This is a genomic window from Paenibacillus thalictri, from assembly GCF_004307995.1.
GTDB lineage: Bacteria > Bacillota > Bacilli > Paenibacillales > NBRC-103111 > Paenibacillus_AF > Paenibacillus_AF thalictri.
In genome coordinates, this window is record NZ_SIRE01000004.1 from 260,203 (window position 1) to 279,605 (window position 19,403).

Below are 19,403 nucleotides of genomic sequence, written 5' to 3' on the forward strand. Positions count from 1 at the left end.
GCTGGTGTCCGTCCCATTGAGCAAACCTCAGATTGGGTTTATATAGCTGCGCTGATGTCCGTTAGAATGGGCTTCTACCCCGTTGGAGGATGCACAATGATTCGACAATCTCACTCAGAACGAAACTCCACTCGGACACCGGAAAATTCCCTCCCATGCTTCCCCTCCCCGGAACCGATTTGTCAGGAAACCCGCGTGCAGCAAAAAGGACGGTCCGTTGACCGTCCCAGACTGCCGATGCAGTCCCCTTAGACTTTGCCGCGCGTTAATTTTTATGCTGCACCCGGTAATTGGCGGGGGTCGTGCCGGTCACATTTTTGAACACGCGCCCGAATGTTCTTTCCGTATACCCCACCGCTTCGGCGATTTCGAATACCGACAGTTGGGTGGTGAGCAGCAGCTGTTTTGCTTTTTCTATTTTCAGATTGGCGGTGAACTGCACGAAGCTTTGCCCGCTCAATTTCTTGAACAACCGGCTTAAATACGAAGGATTGAGGCCGAACTGCTCAGCAACCGAAGTTAATGAATGCGTCTGCGTAACCGTTTCGTATAAATATTCTTTCACCGCTTCGATCGTCTGACGCCCTTTATTTTCATTCATCAGATCCATCGTTTTAAACACTTCGGGGAAAAACTCGCCCCTGAACCACTGCAGCAGATCCTCCATCGTATCCCAGCAGGGCGGGGATGCGACCTCCCATTTCACTTGAAGCGATGCGCCGTCCGACACCTCATCCACAACGCGAAGGATGGAAAGATATAACGCATACGCCGTCTTGATCACTGTAGGGGCGTTGACGCGGGCATCCAGCATTTGGCGGAACATCTCGCCGAAGATGCCGAGACATTCTTCCTGATTGTTCATCTTCAATTCCTTAAGCAAGGAGCTTTCCAGCTCATAGGGGTATGTGTAAATGAATTTCTGGTTAATGTCTCCCGTTGTAATAATCCGGCCCAATCCCAACACCAGCCGCTCGCGCAGGCATTCGCAGGATTGGCTGTACGTGTGGTGAATGCCCTCCCTTAAGGTGTAAGTATCACCGATCCCTATGGAAACGGATAACTTCAAATAATTGTCCACCGCATTTTGCACAGATTCCGCCACCAGCACCGTCACTCCGGTCAGCTGGCGTTCCCTCGCATGCAGCGGTGCGCTGCACAAAACGATAACATGCTTCATATCCAGCGACGGCAGGACAAAGCCGTCGAGATGATTCTGCCGCAATATCTCTTCGCATAGGTTGGAGATCGCAAATAACTGCAGCGACGGCTCGTCCTGATTGAAATTCGATTCCGATATCTCGGGTTCGGGTTCAACAACCAGCGTCCAATACTTATTTCGCTCATCGAGCCCTTGCTCCTGAATGAACGCGGCCAGATGCTCCGGCGCCGACTGCGCGTAAGAGCCGTGCAGCAGCCGGAACAGCGCCAATTCCTTGACCGAGACGCTCATCTTCCCGCTGCGCTCCTGCAGTTGCCTAAGCTCGGCTTCCGTTTGCCGGTGGCCTTCCCTCAGCAGCTCCCACTCGTCCGGGAACCTGCCGTGCTCGGCAAGCTCATCTTGCCCGATCGTACGGCGGATGCCTCGAATTAACCGTACAACGGGCGTGTACATATAAAAATAACCGGGAGGCAGAACAACAAGCGCCACCACCGCCACCGTAAACAGCAAAAACGCAGTGAACCGGAAAATATCATCTTTATATGAAAAAAAATCGCGGCTTGGGAAGCGCAGCGCCGTCACCCATTCCGTCGAAGAGGATCGGCTGAACGCCGTAAACGTGTCGGTGGAACGTTCCATGATATATCCGGTACGGTTGGGCGCATCCAATATATCTTTAAGCATCCGCTGCTTGTCGGAATCCAGAAATTTGCCAAGCATCGATTTATTTTCCGAGGAAATGACTTTGCCCGATTCGCTGATGACCAGCGCTTCATGCGGAATATCGGCCTTGCTGGCCTTAATGATATTATTTATCGCCCGTTCCCGGATGTGAACCGCCAAATACGCTTGTGGAAAATTCGACTGTACCGGCAGCGGTTGAAAAAAGGAAATGACGTCTTCGCTGGACTGCTGCTTCGTATACATCCACAGCGGCTTGCGCAGCGCCTCCACCGTCTGGTACAAGCGGACCGTCTCATCCGAGATCGCCGAAGCCGTTATAATCCCGTTGGTGCTCGATATAAGCAAGTTCGAAACGGGCAAATACAAGTCGGCGCTGTATATGTTTTTGACGTTTTTCGAATACGTGATCAGCTTGTGCTGAATTTGCTGCACACTGCTGCTTTGCTGTTCCATATCTTTAGCGTAAATCGCCTGCAATACTTCCTGATCCATAAGCAGGCTGGAAGCGCTTTTGACGACGCTTTCCAGCTCACCGTCCAATTGAGTGGTGATCAGCTCGGCTATTTTCACCTGATCTCCGATATGGTCGCGGTCGAAAGCCCCGGTTACAAACCGGAAACTCGATAAGCTGATAATTAAAGCCGCAGCCACCACGGCGACGAGGGACACAAGGACGTTCTTCATGAAATACCGCCCGACAAACAACCTCAACGTTATGTCCTCCCCGTCATTTTTAACCTATTGTATCATTAAAAATGAGGGCGGATTCAATTGTCAATAATTTACCGCCTTCCCCGCTTATCCGCCGGTACAAGAAGCCCGCAGCACCAAGGGTGCCGCCACGCCGAACCGCCATTTTTTGATTCCATAAAAACGGTAGCGGCAAAAATTTACGGTACGTTCTGACGGTACATTTATTGCGTATCCACGGCAAATCGAGTAGGAGGCCACCCATTAGTTGAGTAGCCGACCTCTCACACCACCGTACGTACCGTTCGGTATACGGCGGTTCAACCGTTTGAGTGCAATTGACGGAGACGCTCGTACTGGGCAGGGAAGTCATAATACCCTGCCTGTGCGAGCTTTTCGTTTGTAACAGAGCGATGCAGTATCGCACTACCGGCTATACGCCAGTACCCGAGCCTTGTATTTCCCCATTGGTAGGCCTGCCATTCCGGTACTCCCAGCTTCCGCAGGTTCTGCACCTTCGTTCTCGGCTTCTTCCACTGCTTCCAGATGTACATGCGCATTCGTCTTCGCAACCATTCGTTCCAGCTTTGCAGGATTCGCTTCATGTCGGCTATGTAGAAATAGCCGATCCAGCCGCGAATGTAGAATTTCACCTTTTCCATGACCTGCCGTGCATTCCTGCCTTGACTTCGACTCGTTAGCTCTTTCAGCTTCTTCTTTGCCTTGGCTAGGGATTGACGATGTACGCGTACGTATACGCCCTTTCCGTTCTTCCCCAAAGCGAATCCGAGAAATTTGAAGTGTTTCTGCGCCACGACACTGACTACCTTGCTCTTCTGCGTGTTCATTTGGAGTTTTAGCCGATTTTCCAAATAGGTTCGACTGGATTCCAGAAGCCGCATGGCTGCGCGCTTGCTCTTCGCCAGCACCACGATGTCATCCGCATAGCGGATGATCGTCACGCCTCGGCTTTTCATCTCCTGGTCGAATTCATTCAGATAGATGTTGGCCAAAAGCGGAGACAACGGTCCGCCCTGAGGCGAGCCTTCTTCCGTTGCCCGGCGCACTCCGTTTTCCACGACTCCGCTTTTCAGATATTTCTTAATCAGGTCGATGACGCGTTTATCCTGGATTTGTTGGCGCAAGAGATTCAGCAGCAGCTCGTGGTTCAACGTGTCAAAATATTTCGAAAGGTCGATTTCGACCGCATGGGCGTATCCTTTCTCCGCATACGATTTTACTTTTCGGATCGCTTGTTGCGCACTTCGCCCCGGGCGGTAGCCGTAGCTTCCGTCCGAGAAGAGCGGTTCGTACAACGGTTGCAGTTGCTGAGCGATCGCTTGCTGGATCACCCGATCCACTACGGTCGGGATGCCCAGCTTTCGCACGCCGCTTCCATCTGGTTTGGGGATTTCCTTGCGCCGTACCGGACTGGGCTTGTATTTTCCATCCCGGATACTTTTCAGGAGTTCGTCTCTGTTTTCCCGCAGCCACGGCAGCACCGCTTCGACGGTCATCCCATCGATTCCGGGCGCTCCATGGTTGCGCTTGACCTGCTTGTACGCTCGGTTTAGATTATCTCTGTCCAGTATGCGTTCCATCAGGTCGATTGCACCGTCTCTTTCTCTTCCTTTCCGAGTTTCGATGCTCCGCGCTCCTGCATACTCTTCACGTTCCACGCTATCCCTTTGCCGGCAGCCCTTTCGGTATTCTGCTTTCATCGCATCGACTCTCCTTTCAGTCCGTACTCGAGACTTACGATTGTTCAGCCCTTCCGCTCGCCGCTGTCGCGGCTCGCGTACTATGGCGTCTGCTGACTTCTCACAGCAAGCTTTACTCCGTCTTTCGGATTTTTTTTCCCCTACTCCACGTCTGTGAGACCTCCCCGGGTAAGAGCGATAACTTTCCCCTCATCCATCCGCCACATCTACATGATGAGGTTCGGGCAGTATTGGACTTTACTTTGGTTTGCAAGCTCGTCCGTCTCACCATGCCTTATATGTGATTTCTGTTCGTCAGACCGAGGGTTTGCCTCCGGCTTCCTTCAGATTCGGCCTCGCGACCGACACCCTTGCCTTCAGCTAACAGTTCCTACTGCCAAGCCTGTAGTGGACTTTCACCACCTAGTTATCGCCCATGCCGGGCGCACAAACAAACGGGACCGGCCAAGACCTTCCGGTCCAGCCAATCCCGTTGTGCAGCGCTAATCGCGCGCATATCCGCGTATATTTATAGTTCAAACGAGCTTTTCAGCGATACGATCCGGTTAAACACCAGCTCGCCTTTGGCGGCAAATCTAGAATCCACATTAAAGTACCCGTGGCGGAAGAATTGGAACTTGTCTTGTGCTTTCGCGTCTTTCATGTTTGGCTCCACAAATCCCTTCAGCACCTTCAGCGAGTTCGGATTCAGCTTGTTTAAGAATGTGCGGTCGACGGTTCCCGCCGTTTCCGTCTCTTCTTGCACCGCTTCGTCTGCGGCATCGGACTCCTCAACCGCTCCTTCGTCTTGCGCCTTGTCCGGGAACAACGGCTCGAACAGGCGGAACTCGGTCGGCACCGCTTGCGTCGCCTCCACCCAGTGGATCGTCCCCTTCACCTTGCGTCCAGTAAAGCCCGATCCCGACTTCGTCTCCGGGTCGTACGTACAGCGAAGTTCGATCACGTTGCCTGCTTCATCCTTCACGACTTCCTCGCATTTGATGAAGTAAGCATGCTTCAGCCGCACTTCATTGCCCGGATACAGACGATGGTACTTCGGCGGCGGCGTCTCCATGAAATCTTCGCGTTCGATATAAATTTCCCGCGAGAACGGAATTTGGCGGTGACCCATCTCTGGATTTTCGCTGTTGTTTTCCGCATCCAACTGCTCTACTTGCCCTTCAGGGTAGTTAGTAATAACAACCTTAAGCGGATCGATCACGGCCATCGTCCGCGGCGCCTTCAGCTTCAGATCCTCACGCACAAAATGCTCCAAATAACCGAAATCGACGGTGCCCTGATTTTTCGACACCCCGGTTTCGCGGCACAACGCGCGGATCGCTTCCGGCGTATAACCCCGGCGGCGTACTCCCGACAATGTCGGCATACGCGGATCGTCCCAGCCGTCAACGATACCTTCCTGCACCATCAGCTTCAAGTAACGTTTGCCCATCATCGTGTCGGTCAGACGCAGCTTGCTGAACTCGTATTGGTGCGGCACCGAAGGCATCTCGCTTTCCCGTACGACCCAATCGTAGAACGGGCGTTGGTCCTCGAACTCCAGCGTACAGATGGAATGCGTTACCCCTTCAATGGCGTCCTCCAGCGGATGAGCGAACGCATACATCGGGTAGATGCACCATGTATCTCCGGTGTTGTGGTGATGGGTATGCATGATCCGATAAATGACCGGGTCGCGCATGTTGATGTTCGGCGAGGACATATCGATCTTGGCCCGCAGCACTTTCTCCCCGTTGCCGAACTCGCCTGCGCGCATCCGTTCGAACAATGCGAGATTTTCCTCAATCGTACGGTTCCGAAACGGACTTTCCTCACCTGGTTTGGTCAACGTGCCTCTTGTTTCGCGGATTTGATCGGCGGTCAGGTCGTCGACATAAGCTTTGCCTTTGTTAATTAGCAGCAGCGCACGGTTATACATCTCACCGAAATAATCGGATGCAAAAAAAAGCCCGTCCCACTTAAACCCGAGCCACTCCACATCCTCCTTGATGGCGTTAACGAACTCGACATCTTCCTTCACCGGATTCGTATCGTCAAAACGCAAATTCGTGCGGCCGCCAAATTCGGATGCCAGCTCGAAATTCAGACTGATCGACTTGGCATGGCCGATATGCAGATAACCGTTTGGTTCCGGAGGAAATCGGGTGACCACCGTTTTCACTTTGCCGGACTGCAAATCTTCCGTCATAATGGTTTTAATAAAGTTGTTAGATGATGCCGGCTTGATTTCTTTCGTTTCCATGCTCCAACCCTTCCCCCGTGAAATTCGTTTTCATATGTTGAACTACCTCTCATAGTACTTAACATATATCATACACAAATTTTGGTCAAACTATAAGGCTATCGTGTGACAAAAGCTCTCTTAAATTGCCGTTTCCCCTCAGTCCGATCCCCTTTGTTTGGTGGAGTTGACCAATTCGTTTATTGTAAGATGATCTATATTCCTATTAATTATGAAAATAGCAGGTGAATTTTATGAAAAAAAAGCTGTTGGCGTCCATGCTGACGGTTATGCTTCTGACAGGCCAAATGACCGCTTATGCGGCCACGGCGACGGGTAGAGCCAGCACACCTACTTCCACAGCGCCAAGCAAACCTACAGCACCGACGGCGCCATCCAAACCGTCGATGTCAACATCGCCGCCATCGACGAATGCTCCATCTACATCATCCCGGACCGGGTCCTTCTCCACTCCGTCGAGCAGTACCAGCTCCGGCACGCCAGGAGCAGGCACATCGTCCGGGTCATCGTCTTCGGGCGCACCGGGCTCTGGCTCGTCGTCCGGCACCAACTCTTCATCCCAGCCACCCGGCATTTTCAGCGGCGGGGCAAACGGCATGCAACCCCCTAGCGGCTCGACAGGCGGTACGGGCGCGAGCACCGCTCCAGCCGCATCGCAAAGCGGAGGTTCGGGCTTTAGCGGCGCCGCTTCGAACAAAACCAATGTGCCAAGCGTGCCCAGTTCAGCTTCAAGCACCCCAGCGAAAGACAGGACAACGAACAGCGCAGACAACCAGCGCGTTTCGTCCAACGTATCGGGAGCGGCCGATTCGTCCAAAAGCGAAGCGACAGGCAACCCGACCACGCAAAAAGCCTACAACAGCAGCACATCCGCTTATCAGGGCAGCAAAACCGGCGGGAGCATCTGGCCTACCATCGGCGCTTTTGCAGCGGGCACCTTTCTAGGGTCCATGCTCCATCCGTGGGGCGGGGACTACAACGACGCCGCGGGCGGCAGCGCGCATCAGAATTTTTCGTTTTTCGCTTTGCTGATCGATCTTATCGTCATCGGCATGATCGTATGCGTCGGACTTTACATTTTTAGACGAGCGAAAGGAAGATGACCGTATGAAGCTGCTTTTTGATAGCAGGATGTAATCGGTTCCGTATGCGTAGCCATTGACGCGCGCAAGCCGTTTGCTCATCAATATCAGCTGGGATGAAATAGCCCACTTGTTCAGCTCGGAAATACTGTGGAAATATAAAGCGGCCGGCCCGAGCATTAGCTAAATACACTCTTAATACTGTGTATTTTTCACCCTTAATTATGCTATAATTTAAATGCATGAGCTAACCAAAGGAGTGAAACCATATGCCTACGATTCGCCCTATTTCGGATTTGCGCAATAACGCTAATGAGATTTCGGAGTTTTGTCATAGAGAGAGGGAACCGGTGTTTATTACCAAAAACGGCTCAGGCGACATGGTCGTGATGAGTATTGAAAGTTACGAGCAGCAGCAAGCTCTCATTGAGCTTTTCAGTAAATTATCCGATGCGGAAGCGGAAATTGCCAATGGTTCTGAGGGAGAGGACTTTCTGGAAGTGGCCAAAAAGCTGAGAGCAGGAATTCATGGAAAAGTCTAAAGTTCTCATTTTCCCTTCTGCTAAGCGGGACTTGCAGGAAATTGTCGACTATATCAACCAACAATCTTCGTTCGATGATGTTACACTATATGATGAGCTTGTAAATAGTATCGGGCTGCTTTCTCAGATGCCCATGCGGCACCCGTCGATAAAAAATCCCTTACTTCGAGCAAAAGGTTACCGTGTACTAGTCGTGCGCAGCTATCTTGTATTTTACGTTGTGATCGGTAATGTTGTTCAAATTCGGCGAATATTGCATGGCAAACGCCGGTATGAATTTTTACTATAAAATGGATCCATCCAAAAACGACCTCCAATCCTGCTGGAAAGAGCAGGGTGGGAGGTCGTTCGCATGAACCAACTTTATGATTTACCGGCCGCAGCTTTCATCCATTCCGGCTTGGAGAAACCTTTGAACTGCTCGTCGATGATTTTTTCAAAGTCTTTCGACTGCAGCGTTTCTTTCAGATCCTTGGCAAATTGGCTGTCGATGTCGCTTGTTTTCACGACAAGCACGTTGCGGTAGTTTTCCGCCATATTTTCCAGCTTGATCGCGCTGGTCAGGTCCATACCTGCGGCAAGCGCGAAGTTGCCCGGTACGGCGGCAAGCGCCGTGCTGTCAACGGTACGCGGCAATTGCGCCGCCTCAATTGGCTTAATGACAAGACCTTTCGGATTGCCTTCGACGTCTTTCTCGGAAATCGTCGCTTGGTTGGCGTCTTTCTTAATCGTGATCAGGCCGAAGTTTTGCATCATCAGCAGCGTGCGGGACAAGTTGGCAGGGTCGTTGGCTACTGTAATCGTGCTGCCTTTTTCGATATCGTCAAGGGATTTGAATTTTTTCGAGTAAATGCCCATCGGTGCCGTAGGCACGCTCAAAATTTCTTTCAAATCCAATTTATTGTCGGCTGCGAATTGTTTCAGGTATAAAATATGCTGGAACAGGTTGGCGTCGATCGAACCCGAAGCAAGCGCTTTGTTCGGCTGAACATAGTCGTTAAACTCGACGATGCTGATCGTATATCCCTTCTTCTCCATCAGCGGTTTGATCGCTTTGGTCACCATATCGCTGTACGGACCGGCGGTTGCGCCGATTTTGAGCGCTTTTTTGGCATCTTCCTTGGCCGGAGCCGGGGTACTGCTGGCGCCGCTGTTTGCCGCTTGGCCGGCATTGTCGGCGGCTTTAGGCGCACCGCAAGCTGCAAGCAGCATAACGGCAAATGCAAAAACGACAACTAACGATAATGCTTTTTTCATTTCTCTCCAAACTCCCTTTTCCTATGATGTGTCTCAAGCTGTAAAATATATCTCAGCGCTTATCGACCTTGCGCGCGGCCCAATCCCCCATAAACTGGATGATCTGGACAAGCACGATAAGGACGATAACCGTTGTGAACAAAACGTTGTTGTCATAGCGGTAGTAACCGAAGCGGATCGCCAAATCGCCGATCCCGCCGCCGCCGACCGTCCCCGCCATAGCCGAGAAGCCAAGCAGGCTGATCGCCGTAATGGTCAGGCCGGATATAATGCCCGATTTCGCCTCGGGCAGCAGCACCTCGCGAATAATGAGCCACGGCTTGGCGCCCGCAGCCACAGCCGCTTCGATGACGCCTTTATTTACCTCGCGCAGCGACGATTCCACAAGCCGCGCGTAAAACGGGATCGCCGCCACGGACAGCGGAACCGATGCCGCCGTAGGGCCAATTGTCGTGCCCAGCATCCACTGTGTGAGTGGCAGCAGCAGCACAAGCAGGATCAGAAACGGAACCGAGCGGACGATATTGGCGATCAATCCGAGCACCGAATTCAGCGTCTTGTTTTCAACAAACAGCCCTTTATCGGTGACGAACAGCAGGATGCCGATTGGAATGCCAAGTACAATCGCGATCACCAGCGATATGCCGACCATGTACATCGTCTCGTAAAATGCCTGAAGCATATCCGGCATCAGCTTGATTATTGCGTCAATCGACATCGGTGACCACCTCCACTCCGCACGATTGCTGGATAAGGAACTGCACGGCCTGCTTGATCTCCTCGGGAGTGCCCTTCACTTCCATTATAAAAGTGCCAAGCGGCTTATCCCCGATATATTCGATCTTACCGTGAAGGATGTTGGCGCTAATGCCGTTTTCCTTGAGCAGTCTGGATATGATCCCTTGCTCTGCGGCATCGTCGCGGAACAGCACCTTCAGCACTTGGCCCGCAGGATCGAGCTTGTCCCACAGCTTGCGGGGCAGCTTAAACTCCAGCGCGTTATGGATAAACTGCTTCGTCAGCGGCTGTACGGGATTGGCGAATACGTCGTATACCTCGCCTTCCTCGATAACCTTGCCTTGCTGCATAATCGCCACGCGATGGCAAAGGTCCTTAACCACTTCCATCTCGTGCGTAATCAGCACGATCGTTAATCCCAGCTCCTTGTTGATCTGCCGCAGCAAAGCCAGAATCGACTGCGTTGTCGTCGGATCGAGCGCCGATGTCGGCTCGTCGCAGAGCAGCACATGCGGATCATTCGCTAGCGCCCTAGCAATTCCGACGCGCTGCTTCTGACCGCCGCTGAGCTGGGCCGGATATTGGCCGGCCTTGTCGGACAATCCGACAAGCTGCAGCAGCTCCGTCACTCTGCCGGTGATCGATGACTTCGGAACGCCGGCGGCCTTCAGCGCAAAAGCGACATTCTCAAATACCGTCTTGCTGCTGATGAGATGAAAATGCTGAAAAATCATCCCGATTTTTTGCCGGGCCTTCCGCAGCTCCTCTTTCGACAGCGTGGTGAGATTGACGCCATCCACAAGCACTTGGCCAGCGGTTGGCTTTTCCAATAAATTGATACAACGGAGCACCGAGCTTTTCCCCGCGCCGCTGTAACCGACAATTCCGAAAATTTCTCCCTTGCGTATATGAAGACTGACGTGGTCTACACCCACGACGGTCCCTTGTTTGGTCTCATAGGCTTTGTGTAAATCTACCAGGCGGATCAACTCGTATTCCTCCACTCCAAAACTTTCAGCGCCAAATCCCTTACGGGAGGCGCAAAATAACCGGTTGGAAAATCGCCGCATTTAATTGAACAATAATCAATAACTGTCGAATTATGTCGAACATTTAAAATCATACCATCCAACTCGGATATCGTCAACAAAAAACATATTTACAAACCGATGGTTGGTTTTTATAATAGTGTTGCAAGGCCTTATTTTTTACAAGACCTTATTTTAAAGGAGGTTCGATCATGGCCCCGCTTTATGCACTTGTCTTTGCTTTTATCGTCTTTCGTCTGTCCGGATCGCTTGGTCTCGGCTACATGGACTCATGGCATACCTCGCTGCAAGCCGCCGCTGCCGTCATGCTGCTGCTCACCGCTTCCGCCCACTGGGGAAAACGGAGGCCCGATCTGATCAACATGGTGCCCCCGTCTTTACCGCGGCCGGACCTGATTGTCACGTTAACCGGACTGCTCGAAATAGCCGGTGCGATCGGCCTCCTGCTGCCCGCCACATCACGCGTGTCCTCCGTCTGCCTGATTCTATTGCTGATCGCCATGTTCCCTGCCAACATACGCGCCGCCAAAAAAGGCCTTACTATCGCCGGAAAACGCACTCCGAAGCTGCTTGTCCGCACGCTGCTGCAGGCGGTATTTATCACCGCCATACTGCTTGCAGGCTGACGCGAAGCAGGCCGCCAGGCGCTCCGCGCGGAGAGACATGTGCACGCATACGCGGTGCGCCTAAGGCAGCAGCCGAAACTCGGCGGAAGCGAGCTCTACGCCGTTAATGACGATGGCAATCCGATGGATACCGGGGTAATGCTTGCGGGTCGTCAAATCGGCAAACGCATGCGACCGGCTGAAGCCGGCAGCTCCGCGGTCATATACATTTTCCGTAATCTTGAACAGCTTTCTCGACGTCTTCCCGTTTGCCTTGACAAAATCGACGCCGTATTCCACCCGCAGCTTGCGGGGCTCATTCCCTTTGTTGCCCAGCTCAAACGCCAGCAGCAGCTTGTCCCCGATATGCAGCTCGCTGCGATCCAGATTAAGGTTGTCTACATAAACGCCTTCCATCGACTGAAACCCGAACAACGCCAGCATCTCGGCGTCCCCTTGCCGGAGCAGCCCCCTGCAGGCATGCTTGATGATCCAGTCCGTATGCGGATGTGTTCCGTACCAGCGCTGCGCGATCGATTTGACGAGATCGGGGTGATCCTTGGCAATGTCGTTTAAGTTGTTGGCGACGCTTTTGCGGACGTACAGCGACTCGTCTTGTTTCAGCGCCTCCAAAATCGGCAGAATCGGAGCTGGTTCCCGCTTCAAAGAGACAAGCGCCCGCCCCCACGGCAGCCTCGGCCGGCAGCCTTCGCTTGCCAGTCTGCGCACATGTTCGTTATCGCTTGCGCTCCACTCCAGCATGATAGCGAGCATCCGCTGCGGATCCCGCTCGATAAACGGACGCACGGCAAATTCGCCGGTCGAATACTCCGTAAACTCCTTAAGCGCTTCGACCGACTCGTCCCAATGCTCCAATCCGTACACCTCAACAAAGTCGGGGAAAAATAAAGCGCCAAGCCCGCTGCAGTGCGGCGCAGCCTGACGCAGCACTTGAATCGCCGCGGTATAATCTGCGGGCAGTGTCTGCCGCAGGGACTCGGCAATGTGCCGGATGCGTTGTTTTAATTCCTGCCGCTCCCAGTTCTCGTCAAATACGAGCTTCTTCCATAATGCCGTATCAAACGGCGCAAACGCCCGCTTGATTTCCGCAGCCGTGCGGTCGATCAGCGCCTCGTTATAAATATCCTTTAAAGCTTCAGCCATGAGGGGAACATCCTTTCGCATTTTACTCATAGTATAACACGAAATGAATGAAATGCCTCTATGCGATGCCGAGCTGCCGCATTTTCATCTTCACATCGTCGACCAGCTTTGCCGTATCCAGCGGTCTGCTTACCACATCGGTAAGATCCATGTCGACGACAAGCACCTCGGACGCTTTATAATGGTTCATGACCCACTCGTCATAACCCGACCACAACACCCGGTAATAGTCGATCAGCGACTCGTCCTGCTCAAAGCTGCGTCCACGCAATCCGATCCGGTGCAGCACCGTTTCGAAGGAGCCTTTTAAATAAATCATCAAATCGGGAGCCTTCTTGGGCAGTCCCGCCAATTCCTCCATCATGTTATCCGCTAAATCTTCGTATATTTGAAATTCCAGCTCGCTGATGCGCCCCAGCTGCCGGTTCACCTTGGCAAAATACCAGTCCTCGTAAATGCTCCGGTCCAGCACGTTGCTGCGGTGCACAAGCGCCCGCTTGATCGCCTGAAAACGCGTATTCAGAAAATGCAGCTGAAGCAGGAACGGGTACCGGTTCCGCTCGATTTCCTCCGGCGACGACGTATAAAACAGCGGCAATATCGGGTTATCGTCCACACTTTCGTAAAACACCTCAGAACCCAGCGCACCGCCGAGCAGCTCGGCCACCGACGTTTTGCCAAGTCCAATCATGCCTCCAACTACAATCACTGCCATATTCCCCTTTCTCCTTGTCCGCATTTCACTTATGAAGATCGTCCGGAACTACGATTTAACTTCCGGACAACTCCCGGGCTGTTCATCGATTTCTTTATCATAGGCGGACGTCCTATTATAACAAGGATTGCAGCGAAAAGGGACTCCCTGCTGCAAACAAGCGATATGCGGCGACACGTCAAAAATAAAGTCGCCCCAGCTCCTCAACGGGACATCCCGCGCGGAGTAAGCTATAGCAACGGCAATTACACAAAGAGCGGAGGATTTCGGATGAAGGCGGTCAACTGGGAACTGCAGCAGAACCATGCGCATTTTGTCGGAATGATGACTGGCGAGATTAAGGGGCACCGGCATTACACCGATTTGTTCGTATTTCCGGTAGGAGGCAGCAGCTACGACGAGCATGTGCATTATTACAGAGGATTTACAGAGGTTACGCTGGGACATGCGCACCGCTTTTACGATTACACCGGCCCAGCCATTCCGCTGCCGGACGGCATGCACTACCATGTGTTGGCAGGGGAGACTTACTACAATTATACTTCGCCGATCTCCGTTCAATTTCAAGGCAAAAACTATATCGAAGGCGTTCAATACAATCCCGGGCAAAAAGACGTGCACAGACACTCCTATTTCGGCTATACCGGGGGGCCGATCGGCTATCCGCCGGCGGATTGGTAACCGTTGACCGCCTGGCTGAGCGTATCTGAACGGATATCGGCCGGAGGTTACGTTGGATCGGAATATCAGCCACCCGGGTTGCTTCCACTGCAGCCGAACCCGCTTTACCTAATCTATCGCCTGCTCGCCTTTAAGAGACAGGCAAACTGGAGTTTGCCCATCCCTGCTGTTGCAGCCTAGCTGTACCGCTGAATAACAGCGGCTTGCCCTACACGCCGGCGTAGGACATGAAACCTCCATCAACCGGAATCGTAATGCCGGTGACGAAACCGGACATATTCTCGTCGGCGAGCCACAACATCGTGCCCAGCAGATCCTCCGGTTTGCCGAACCGCCGCATCGGGGTGTGGGATATAATTTTGTGCGAGCGTTCCGTGAGCGTCCCGTCTTCGTGCGTCAGCAATTTCCGGTTCTGCTCCGTCAGAAAAAAGCCCGGCGCAATGGCGTTCACACGAATGCCGACATTCGCCATATGAACGGCTAGCCACTGCGTCAAGTTTTCCACCGCCGCTTTGGCCGCGCTGTAAGCGGGAACCTTGGTCATCGGAGACGGCGCGCTCATCGAGGACATGTTGATAACGATGGCCCCTTTGCGGCCCATCATCTTTTTGGCAAAGATTTGCGTCGGAATGAGCGTACCCAGGAAATTCAAATCGAACACATAACCGAACCCGTCCTTGCTTAAATCGAAAAAGGTTTTGATTTCGTCGTTGTCCAAATCTTCCGGCTTTAAAGTCTCGTTTGTCGTCGAGCCGTCCGGATGGTTGCCCCCCGCTCCGTTAATCAAAATGTCGCAAATGCCGAGCTGCTGTGTGATGAGCTGTTCCGCCCGCTTGACGTTTTCCGCATCCAGTACGTTGCAGGAAATGGCTATCGCTTCCCCGCCCGCATCGATAATGGACTGGGCAACCTTCTGCCCTTTCTCCGCATTCAAGTTCAATATCGCCACTTTCACGCCTTGCCGGCCAAGCTCCCGTGCCATAGCCCCGCAAAGCACACCGCTGCCCCCGGTCACGACAGCGACTTTTCCTTTTAGATTAGCGTTTAACTGCAGCATGATAATCCTCCTTTTTTAACCTTTCGAATGCGTCCCACAATCCCCACAAATACATGATGCCAAGCGCCCTGTCATACAGACCGTACCCCGGCCTGCATTCTTCATCCCAAATATGCCGTCCGTGATCCGGTCTCGCATACCCCGTATAACCGCTCTCGCTGTAAGCTCTCACCACATCGGTAATATCTACCGTGCCGTCGCTCGTCCGATGGGACGTTTCGATAAAGTCGCCATTCTCATATACGCGCACGTTGCGGATATGGGCGAACGGAATGCGGTCTGCGAACTCTCTGACCATGGCGGCGATGTCGTTGTCCGGGTTGGCTCCCAATGCGCCGCTGCATAAGGTGACGCCGTTATGCGAAGAATCGACAAGCTTCAGAAATCTTCTGATGTTCGGCTGGCTGGTGATGATTCTCGGCAATCCGAAAACAGACCACGGCGGATCGTCCGGATGTATCGCCATCTGAATGCCGCTGGCTTCGGCGACCGGAATAATTTGCTCCAAAAAATACTGCAAATTCCGCCACAAATCTTCCTCCGAGACGTTTTTGTACGCCTCAAACAGCTTCGTCAGAACCGTTAATCGTTCCGGCTCCCAGCCGGGAATCGTAAACTTCGGGTTGTCGGATATTTTGCGGACCAGCTCTATCGGCTCCATATCCGCGAGCTTGGCTTTCTCATAGAAAAGCGCAGTTGAGCCGTCCTCCAGCTCCTTGTACAGGTCGGTGCGAATCCAGTCAAACACCGGCATAAAATTGTAGCAGATCACTTTTACGCCGATTTGCCCGAGCTTCTCAACCGTTTTTTTGTAATTTTCGATGTATGTATCCCGGCTCGGTAATCCCAGCTTGATGTCTTCATGAATGTTGACGCTTTCCACAACCTCGATGTGCAGACCGTACTGATCAGCCTGGCGTTTGACCTCGAGCATTTTGTCCATCGGCCATTCTTCCCCAACGGGAACGTCGTGCAGCGCCCAGACGATGCCCTCTACGCCGGGAATTTGTTTAATCTGCGCCAGCGATACTTGATCATTTCCTTCTCCAAACCATCTGAATACCATTCTCATGGTGTATTCCTGCCCTTCGGATCGTTCTTATTGCATAATGCGATCGCCTTCAGCTCACTCGGGAGGGTAACACAAAATCACGTTCAACGGCGCCTCACCCGAATTTTTCCAGACAGTTTTCTTTAGCGCAGCGGGGATAAAAAACTCATCCGCTTGGCCGATCTCCCGCTCCTGCCCCTGCCAACCGACGCTGCCCGACCCGGATACCACAATCGCGATGGCAAACGTGCCGCCTCCGTCCACGGCCAGTTCGGTGTGAATATCCAGCAGACGCATGCTGAATCGATCCGTATGAGACTTGCTAATTAAAGCGTATTCACTGCCGGCCTCGGTATGCCGCACAAGAGCCGGCTCTTTCTTCCAGCGCCGAAGCGTTTCTTGTTCATCCAACGCTTCATAATGAAAACATTCCATCATCTTCTCGAAGCCCAGTCCTTGATGGCAAGCCTTATCCGCAAGCACCAGGCCCCGCGGCGTCGTCCTCTCCACTCGCAGCGTATAATCCGTCGGCTCCTGAATCTCGATTAGAAAACAGCCGCTGCCGATCGCATGAGGTACCCCGCCTTCAACGAGAAATACGTCGCCTGCGCGAACGGGAATTTTGTGCAGCGCATCCCGCATCCCGTCAATATCTTGTTTGTCAAAAAGCGCCTGCCATATCTCCCGCGTCACCCCCGGCTTAAATCCGAAAAGCACATAAGGCTCTTCGCCGTCGATCGTGCGTCCTCCCAGAATGTACCAAGCTTCCGTCTTGCCGAACCTGGACTGAAATGCCGACTGCGCGAACTCCCGGTCCGGATGCACCTGAATCGTCAGCCGCTCCCCGGCATCCAATACCTTGACCAGCAGCGCCGTCTCTTGGCCGTATTGGGCCATGTGCTCCGGTCCCAGCAGCTCAGCCGGATGCATCGCGATCAAATCTTTCAGCGTAATGGAACTCCCATCCTTCAGCGCAATTTCGCTTAAGCCCTCCACTATGTCCTCCCTGCCCGCATTGGAGGCAATGACGGTCGAAGCCACCCATTCCTCGGGAAATGAACTGTCGGCAGGGCTCCCGCCCCCCTGCCACCGCTCGAGAAATTCCCCTCCGGCATATGTTCGCCATACGCGGTTTCTCGATAGTTTAAAAGGTTCGATTTGCACATTTGGTTCAGCAGTCAACTTGCCCACCCCTTATGTAAAATTGAAATTCTGCAATGAAAAATCACATTCCCTGCCGAAATGCACTTGCAAGCGCTTCCCTAAATAAGCCGGCTATCGAAGCATGAGCCCAGGCAGCCTCAACCGGACCGCCTGCATTTATTTGAAATAAGCGGGATACTTCATCTTTAACGCATCCTGATCGTGAATCACGAGACTCAAATGCTCGCTCATTACACGTTCGGCTTCGTCGGGGCGGTGGTCCCTAATACTTTGCACAATGGCTTGATGCTGTTCCAGAATGCCGTTCCAATTGTAGTCGGTAGCCAGTCTCAGCATACGGATACGGTCAAGATCAAGCTTCATGGATTGAAGCGCCTGCCAAGAACGCCTTTTATTGCAGCCGGCAAAAATCGTTTGATGAAACTGCTCGTCCAGCTCAAACAATTTCGTATAATCGTTTTCCCGGGTACATAACTCCTGCATCTTGACGATTTTATCCAGCTCAAACAGCTCTTCCATCGGAAAATGCCCGCAAGCAAGCCGCACAACGGCCTTCTCCACCTGCTCCCGCATAAACCTCGCTTCTTCAACGAGCTCCAGATCGATCAGCGAAACAAAAGTGCCTTTCTGCGGAAACACCTCCAGCAGCCCTTCTTGGGCCAAGCGAAGAAACGCCTCCCGAATGGGCGTCCGGCTCACCGAAAGCTTATCGGATATTTCATTTTCCGAGATGCTTGCACCCGGCTCCAGTTTCACATTCAGAATGATTTTTCTCAGCAATTGATACACGTAATCTCTAGTTGAACCGGCTGCCGGTCTTCTCCCAAGCTCAAACATACATCAGCCACCTTGCATAATGATATCTCTACTATACCTTAGAACTTGCATACTTGTATACAAGTAGTTTGGGAGATTGATGATCCTCCGGAAGACGAGTTTACATTTTTTTGAAGATATAAGGTTTACGCAGCATGGGAACAGGACAATCTAGTACTATGAATCTCTTATTTCACTTCGTTTAGGAGGAATACGATGAAGTCGTTTTACTCGAAACTCGCCGCCATGCTGCCCATGGCGATGCTGCTTGCCGCTGCGCTAACCGTGCACGCGGGCACGTCCTACGATTACGATGCCGATGACCGTTATGGAGTTTATGCTTATGCTTATAGCGACACTTTGTATGGCCCGCCGGATGTCACGAAGTGGGCTCCTCAGCCCAAACCGGCCCCAGCCGCTCCGCCCGTGCTGAATTATCAGGTGGGAAACGGCGATACGATGTACCAAATCGCACGGGATTTTAATATATCCTTACAAACGTTAATGGACTATAACGATATTACTCAGCCCCGCGGCTTGCAAATCGGCCAAACGCTGCGCATTCCGCAGCCTGACGAAAACATAGGACTGCCTCCCGGCGACGCCCCGGTTGTCAGTCGCGTGCTTTCCTCGACATTAACCGCGTACACCGCAGGGATTGAATCTACCGGCAAAACAGCCGCTCATCCCGACTACGGTATTACTTACAGCGGAAGCAGGGCCGAGGAAGGCCGTACGATTGCCGTCGATCCGAAAATCATTCCTATCGGCGCAACGGTATATATCGAAGGCATCGGCATACGCAAAGCCGAAGATACCGGCTCTGCGATCCGCGGCTCGCGCATTGACTTGTTCATGAACGATGTCGGACAAGCGCGCGAATTCGGGGTTAAGAAAAATGTGAAGGTGTTTGTGCTGAAGGAAGCTTAGCCCGCGAACCCCGGACGGCCGAAAAAAGCCTCCGAACATGCCTTGATTGGCAG

Annotated in this window: 19 protein-coding genes; 6 read left to right on the forward strand and 13 right to left on the reverse strand. The window is 52.7% G+C overall.

Annotated features, from left to right (window positions below):
- Positions 1-265 precede the first annotated feature (265 nt).
- The 4 genes from EYB31_RS05740 to EYB31_RS05755 form a co-directional block, all read right to left on the reverse strand.
- A complete protein-coding gene (locus EYB31_RS05740; protein WP_131012327.1) occupies positions 266-2,557 on the reverse strand; it encodes a helix-turn-helix domain-containing protein in 2,292 nt (763 codons plus the stop codon).
- A gap of 299 nt (positions 2,558-2,856) precedes the next feature.
- A complete protein-coding gene (gene ltrA / locus EYB31_RS05745) occupies positions 2,857-4,257 on the reverse strand; it encodes a group II intron reverse transcriptase/maturase (protein WP_131012328.1) in 1,401 nt (466 codons plus the stop codon).
- A gap of 508 nt (positions 4,258-4,765) precedes the next feature.
- Complete coding sequence (locus EYB31_RS05750; RefSeq protein WP_131012329.1) at positions 4,766-6,499, reverse strand: glutamine--tRNA ligase/YqeY domain fusion protein; 1,734 nt, start codon at positions 6,497-6,499, stop codon at positions 4,766-4,768.
- A 295-nt stretch (positions 6,500-6,794) separates the two neighbouring features.
- Positions 6,795-7,235, reverse strand: a complete 441-nt coding sequence (locus EYB31_RS05755; protein ID WP_131012330.1) for a hypothetical protein — start codon at positions 7,233-7,235, stop codon at positions 6,795-6,797.
- Here EYB31_RS05755 and EYB31_RS05760 point away from each other — a divergent pair.
- From EYB31_RS05760 to EYB31_RS05770, 3 genes are all read left to right on the forward strand, one after another.
- Positions 7,213-7,602, forward strand: coding sequence for a hypothetical protein (locus tag EYB31_RS05760; protein ID WP_131012331.1), 390 nt, complete (start codon positions 7,213-7,215; stop codon positions 7,600-7,602). The two genes, EYB31_RS05755 and EYB31_RS05760, sit on opposite strands and share 23 nt — an antisense overlap.
- Before the next feature lie 248 nt (positions 7,603-7,850).
- On the forward strand, positions 7,851-8,123 hold the full coding sequence (locus EYB31_RS05765) for a type II toxin-antitoxin system Phd/YefM family antitoxin (RefSeq protein ID WP_131012332.1): 273 nt from the start codon (positions 7,851-7,853) through the stop codon (positions 8,121-8,123).
- Positions 8,110-8,412 (forward strand): type II toxin-antitoxin system RelE/ParE family toxin, encoded by a 303-nt coding sequence (locus EYB31_RS05770; protein ID WP_131012333.1) that lies wholly within the window; start codon positions 8,110-8,112, stop codon positions 8,410-8,412. The genes EYB31_RS05765 and EYB31_RS05770 overlap by 14 nt, the downstream gene beginning before the upstream one ends.
- Before the next feature lie 74 nt (positions 8,413-8,486).
- Here the strand turns inward: EYB31_RS05770 and EYB31_RS05775 are convergent, their stop codons facing one another.
- Genes EYB31_RS05775 through EYB31_RS05785 form a run of 3 tightly spaced genes read right to left on the reverse strand, consistent with a single transcriptional unit; the run spans position 8,487 to position 11,107 of the window.
- The gene (locus EYB31_RS05775) at positions 8,487-9,380 is read right to left on the reverse strand and encodes a MetQ/NlpA family ABC transporter substrate-binding protein (protein ID WP_131012334.1); all 894 of its coding nucleotides are present in this window, start codon (positions 9,378-9,380) and stop codon (positions 8,487-8,489) included.
- A gap of 52 nt (positions 9,381-9,432) precedes the next feature.
- The gene (locus tag EYB31_RS05780) at positions 9,433-10,098 is read right to left on the reverse strand and encodes a methionine ABC transporter permease (RefSeq protein WP_131012335.1); all 666 of its coding nucleotides are present in this window, start codon (positions 10,096-10,098) and stop codon (positions 9,433-9,435) included.
- Entirely contained in the window at positions 10,088-11,107 is a 1,020-nt protein-coding gene (locus EYB31_RS05785) for a methionine ABC transporter ATP-binding protein (RefSeq protein ID WP_131012496.1), read from the reverse strand. The genes EYB31_RS05780 and EYB31_RS05785 overlap by 11 nt, the downstream gene beginning before the upstream one ends.
- 251 nt (positions 11,108-11,358) lie before the next feature.
- On the opposite strand from EYB31_RS05785, the gene EYB31_RS05790 reads away from it, so the two are divergent.
- Entirely contained in the window at positions 11,359-11,793 is a 435-nt protein-coding gene (locus EYB31_RS05790) for a DoxX family protein (protein ID WP_131012336.1), read from the forward strand.
- Between the two features lie 60 nt (positions 11,794-11,853).
- Here EYB31_RS05790 and EYB31_RS05795 read toward each other — a convergent pair whose 3' ends face one another.
- Positions 11,854-12,936, reverse strand: coding sequence for a DNA alkylation repair protein (locus EYB31_RS05795; protein WP_131012337.1), 1,083 nt, complete (start codon positions 12,934-12,936; stop codon positions 11,854-11,856).
- A 58-nt stretch (positions 12,937-12,994) separates the two neighbouring features.
- Positions 12,995-13,651 carry a deoxynucleoside kinase gene (locus EYB31_RS05800; protein WP_131012338.1) on the reverse strand — a complete coding sequence of 219 codons (657 nt, stop codon included), beginning with the start codon at positions 13,649-13,651 and terminating at the stop codon, positions 12,995-12,997.
- A 270-nt stretch (positions 13,652-13,921) separates the two neighbouring features.
- Between EYB31_RS05800 and EYB31_RS05805 the strand changes: the two genes are divergently transcribed.
- The gene (locus EYB31_RS05805; protein ID WP_165452236.1) at positions 13,922-14,332 is read left to right on the forward strand and encodes a YmaF family protein; all 411 of its coding nucleotides are present in this window, start codon (positions 13,922-13,924) and stop codon (positions 14,330-14,332) included.
- 208 nt (positions 14,333-14,540) lie between these two features.
- On the opposite strand, the gene EYB31_RS05810 is transcribed toward EYB31_RS05805, so the two are convergent.
- The 4 genes from EYB31_RS05810 to EYB31_RS05825 all read right to left on the reverse strand — a co-directional run bounded on the left by EYB31_RS05810 (position 14,541) and on the right by EYB31_RS05825 (position 18,441).
- A complete protein-coding gene (locus tag EYB31_RS05810) occupies positions 14,541-15,389 on the reverse strand; it encodes an SDR family oxidoreductase (protein WP_131012340.1) in 849 nt (282 codons plus the stop codon).
- On the reverse strand, positions 15,370-16,461 hold the full coding sequence (gene uxuA, locus EYB31_RS05815; RefSeq protein WP_131012341.1) for a mannonate dehydratase: 1,092 nt from the start codon (positions 16,459-16,461) through the stop codon (positions 15,370-15,372). The genes EYB31_RS05810 and uxuA overlap by 20 nt, the downstream gene beginning before the upstream one ends.
- A gap of 54 nt (positions 16,462-16,515) precedes the next feature.
- Positions 16,516-17,622 carry a type I phosphomannose isomerase catalytic subunit gene (locus EYB31_RS05820; protein WP_131012342.1) on the reverse strand — a complete coding sequence of 369 codons (1,107 nt, stop codon included), beginning with the start codon at positions 17,620-17,622 and terminating at the stop codon, positions 16,516-16,518.
- A gap of 138 nt (positions 17,623-17,760) precedes the next feature.
- A complete protein-coding gene (locus EYB31_RS05825) occupies positions 17,761-18,441 on the reverse strand; it encodes a GntR family transcriptional regulator (RefSeq protein WP_131012343.1) in 681 nt (226 codons plus the stop codon).
- Between the two features lie 195 nt (positions 18,442-18,636).
- Between EYB31_RS05825 and EYB31_RS05830 the strand changes: the two genes are divergently transcribed.
- Positions 18,637-19,350 carry a 3D domain-containing protein gene (locus EYB31_RS05830; RefSeq protein ID WP_240762099.1) on the forward strand — a complete coding sequence of 238 codons (714 nt, stop codon included), beginning with the start codon at positions 18,637-18,639 and terminating at the stop codon, positions 19,348-19,350.
- The last annotated feature ends 53 nt before the right edge of the window (positions 19,351-19,403 follow it).

Excerpts from the sequence above, each read along its gene's own strand:
- EYB31_RS05780 (WP_131012335.1), bottom strand. The coding sequence starts at position 10,098 with ATGTCGATTGACGCAATAATCAAGCTGATGCCGGATATGCTTCAGGCA.
- EYB31_RS05795 (WP_131012337.1), bottom strand. The coding sequence starts at position 12,936 with ATGGCTGAAGCTTTAAAGGATATTTATAACGAGGCGCTGATCGACCGC.
- EYB31_RS05825 (WP_131012343.1), bottom strand. The coding sequence starts at position 18,441 with ATGTTTGAGCTTGGGAGAAGACCGGCAGCCGGTTCAACTAGAGATTAC.
- EYB31_RS05800 (WP_131012338.1), bottom strand. The coding sequence starts at position 13,651 with ATGGCAGTGATTGTAGTTGGAGGCATGATTGGACTTGGCAAAACGTCG.
- EYB31_RS05805 (WP_165452236.1), top strand. The coding sequence starts at position 13,922 with ATGAAGGCGGTCAACTGGGAACTGCAGCAGAACCATGCGCATTTTGTC.
- EYB31_RS05810 (WP_131012340.1), bottom strand. The coding sequence starts at position 15,389 with ATGCTGCAGTTAAACGCTAATCTAAAAGGAAAAGTCGCTGTCGTGACC.
- EYB31_RS05790 (WP_131012336.1), top strand. The coding sequence starts at position 11,359 with ATGGCCCCGCTTTATGCACTTGTCTTTGCTTTTATCGTCTTTCGTCTG.
- ltrA (WP_131012328.1), bottom strand. The coding sequence starts at position 4,257 with ATGAAAGCAGAATACCGAAAGGGCTGCCGGCAAAGGGATAGCGTGGAA.
- EYB31_RS05775 (WP_131012334.1), bottom strand. The coding sequence starts at position 9,380 with ATGAAAAAAGCATTATCGTTAGTTGTCGTTTTTGCATTTGCCGTTATG.
- EYB31_RS05770 (WP_131012333.1), top strand. The coding sequence starts at position 8,110 with ATGGAAAAGTCTAAAGTTCTCATTTTCCCTTCTGCTAAGCGGGACTTG.
- EYB31_RS05765 (WP_131012332.1), top strand. The coding sequence starts at position 7,851 with ATGCCTACGATTCGCCCTATTTCGGATTTGCGCAATAACGCTAATGAG.
- EYB31_RS05830 (WP_240762099.1), top strand. The coding sequence starts at position 18,637 with ATGAAGTCGTTTTACTCGAAACTCGCCGCCATGCTGCCCATGGCGATG.
- uxuA (WP_131012341.1), bottom strand. The coding sequence starts at position 16,461 with ATGAGAATGGTATTCAGATGGTTTGGAGAAGGAAATGATCAAGTATCG.
- EYB31_RS05750 (WP_131012329.1), bottom strand. The coding sequence starts at position 6,499 with ATGGAAACGAAAGAAATCAAGCCGGCATCATCTAACAACTTTATTAAA.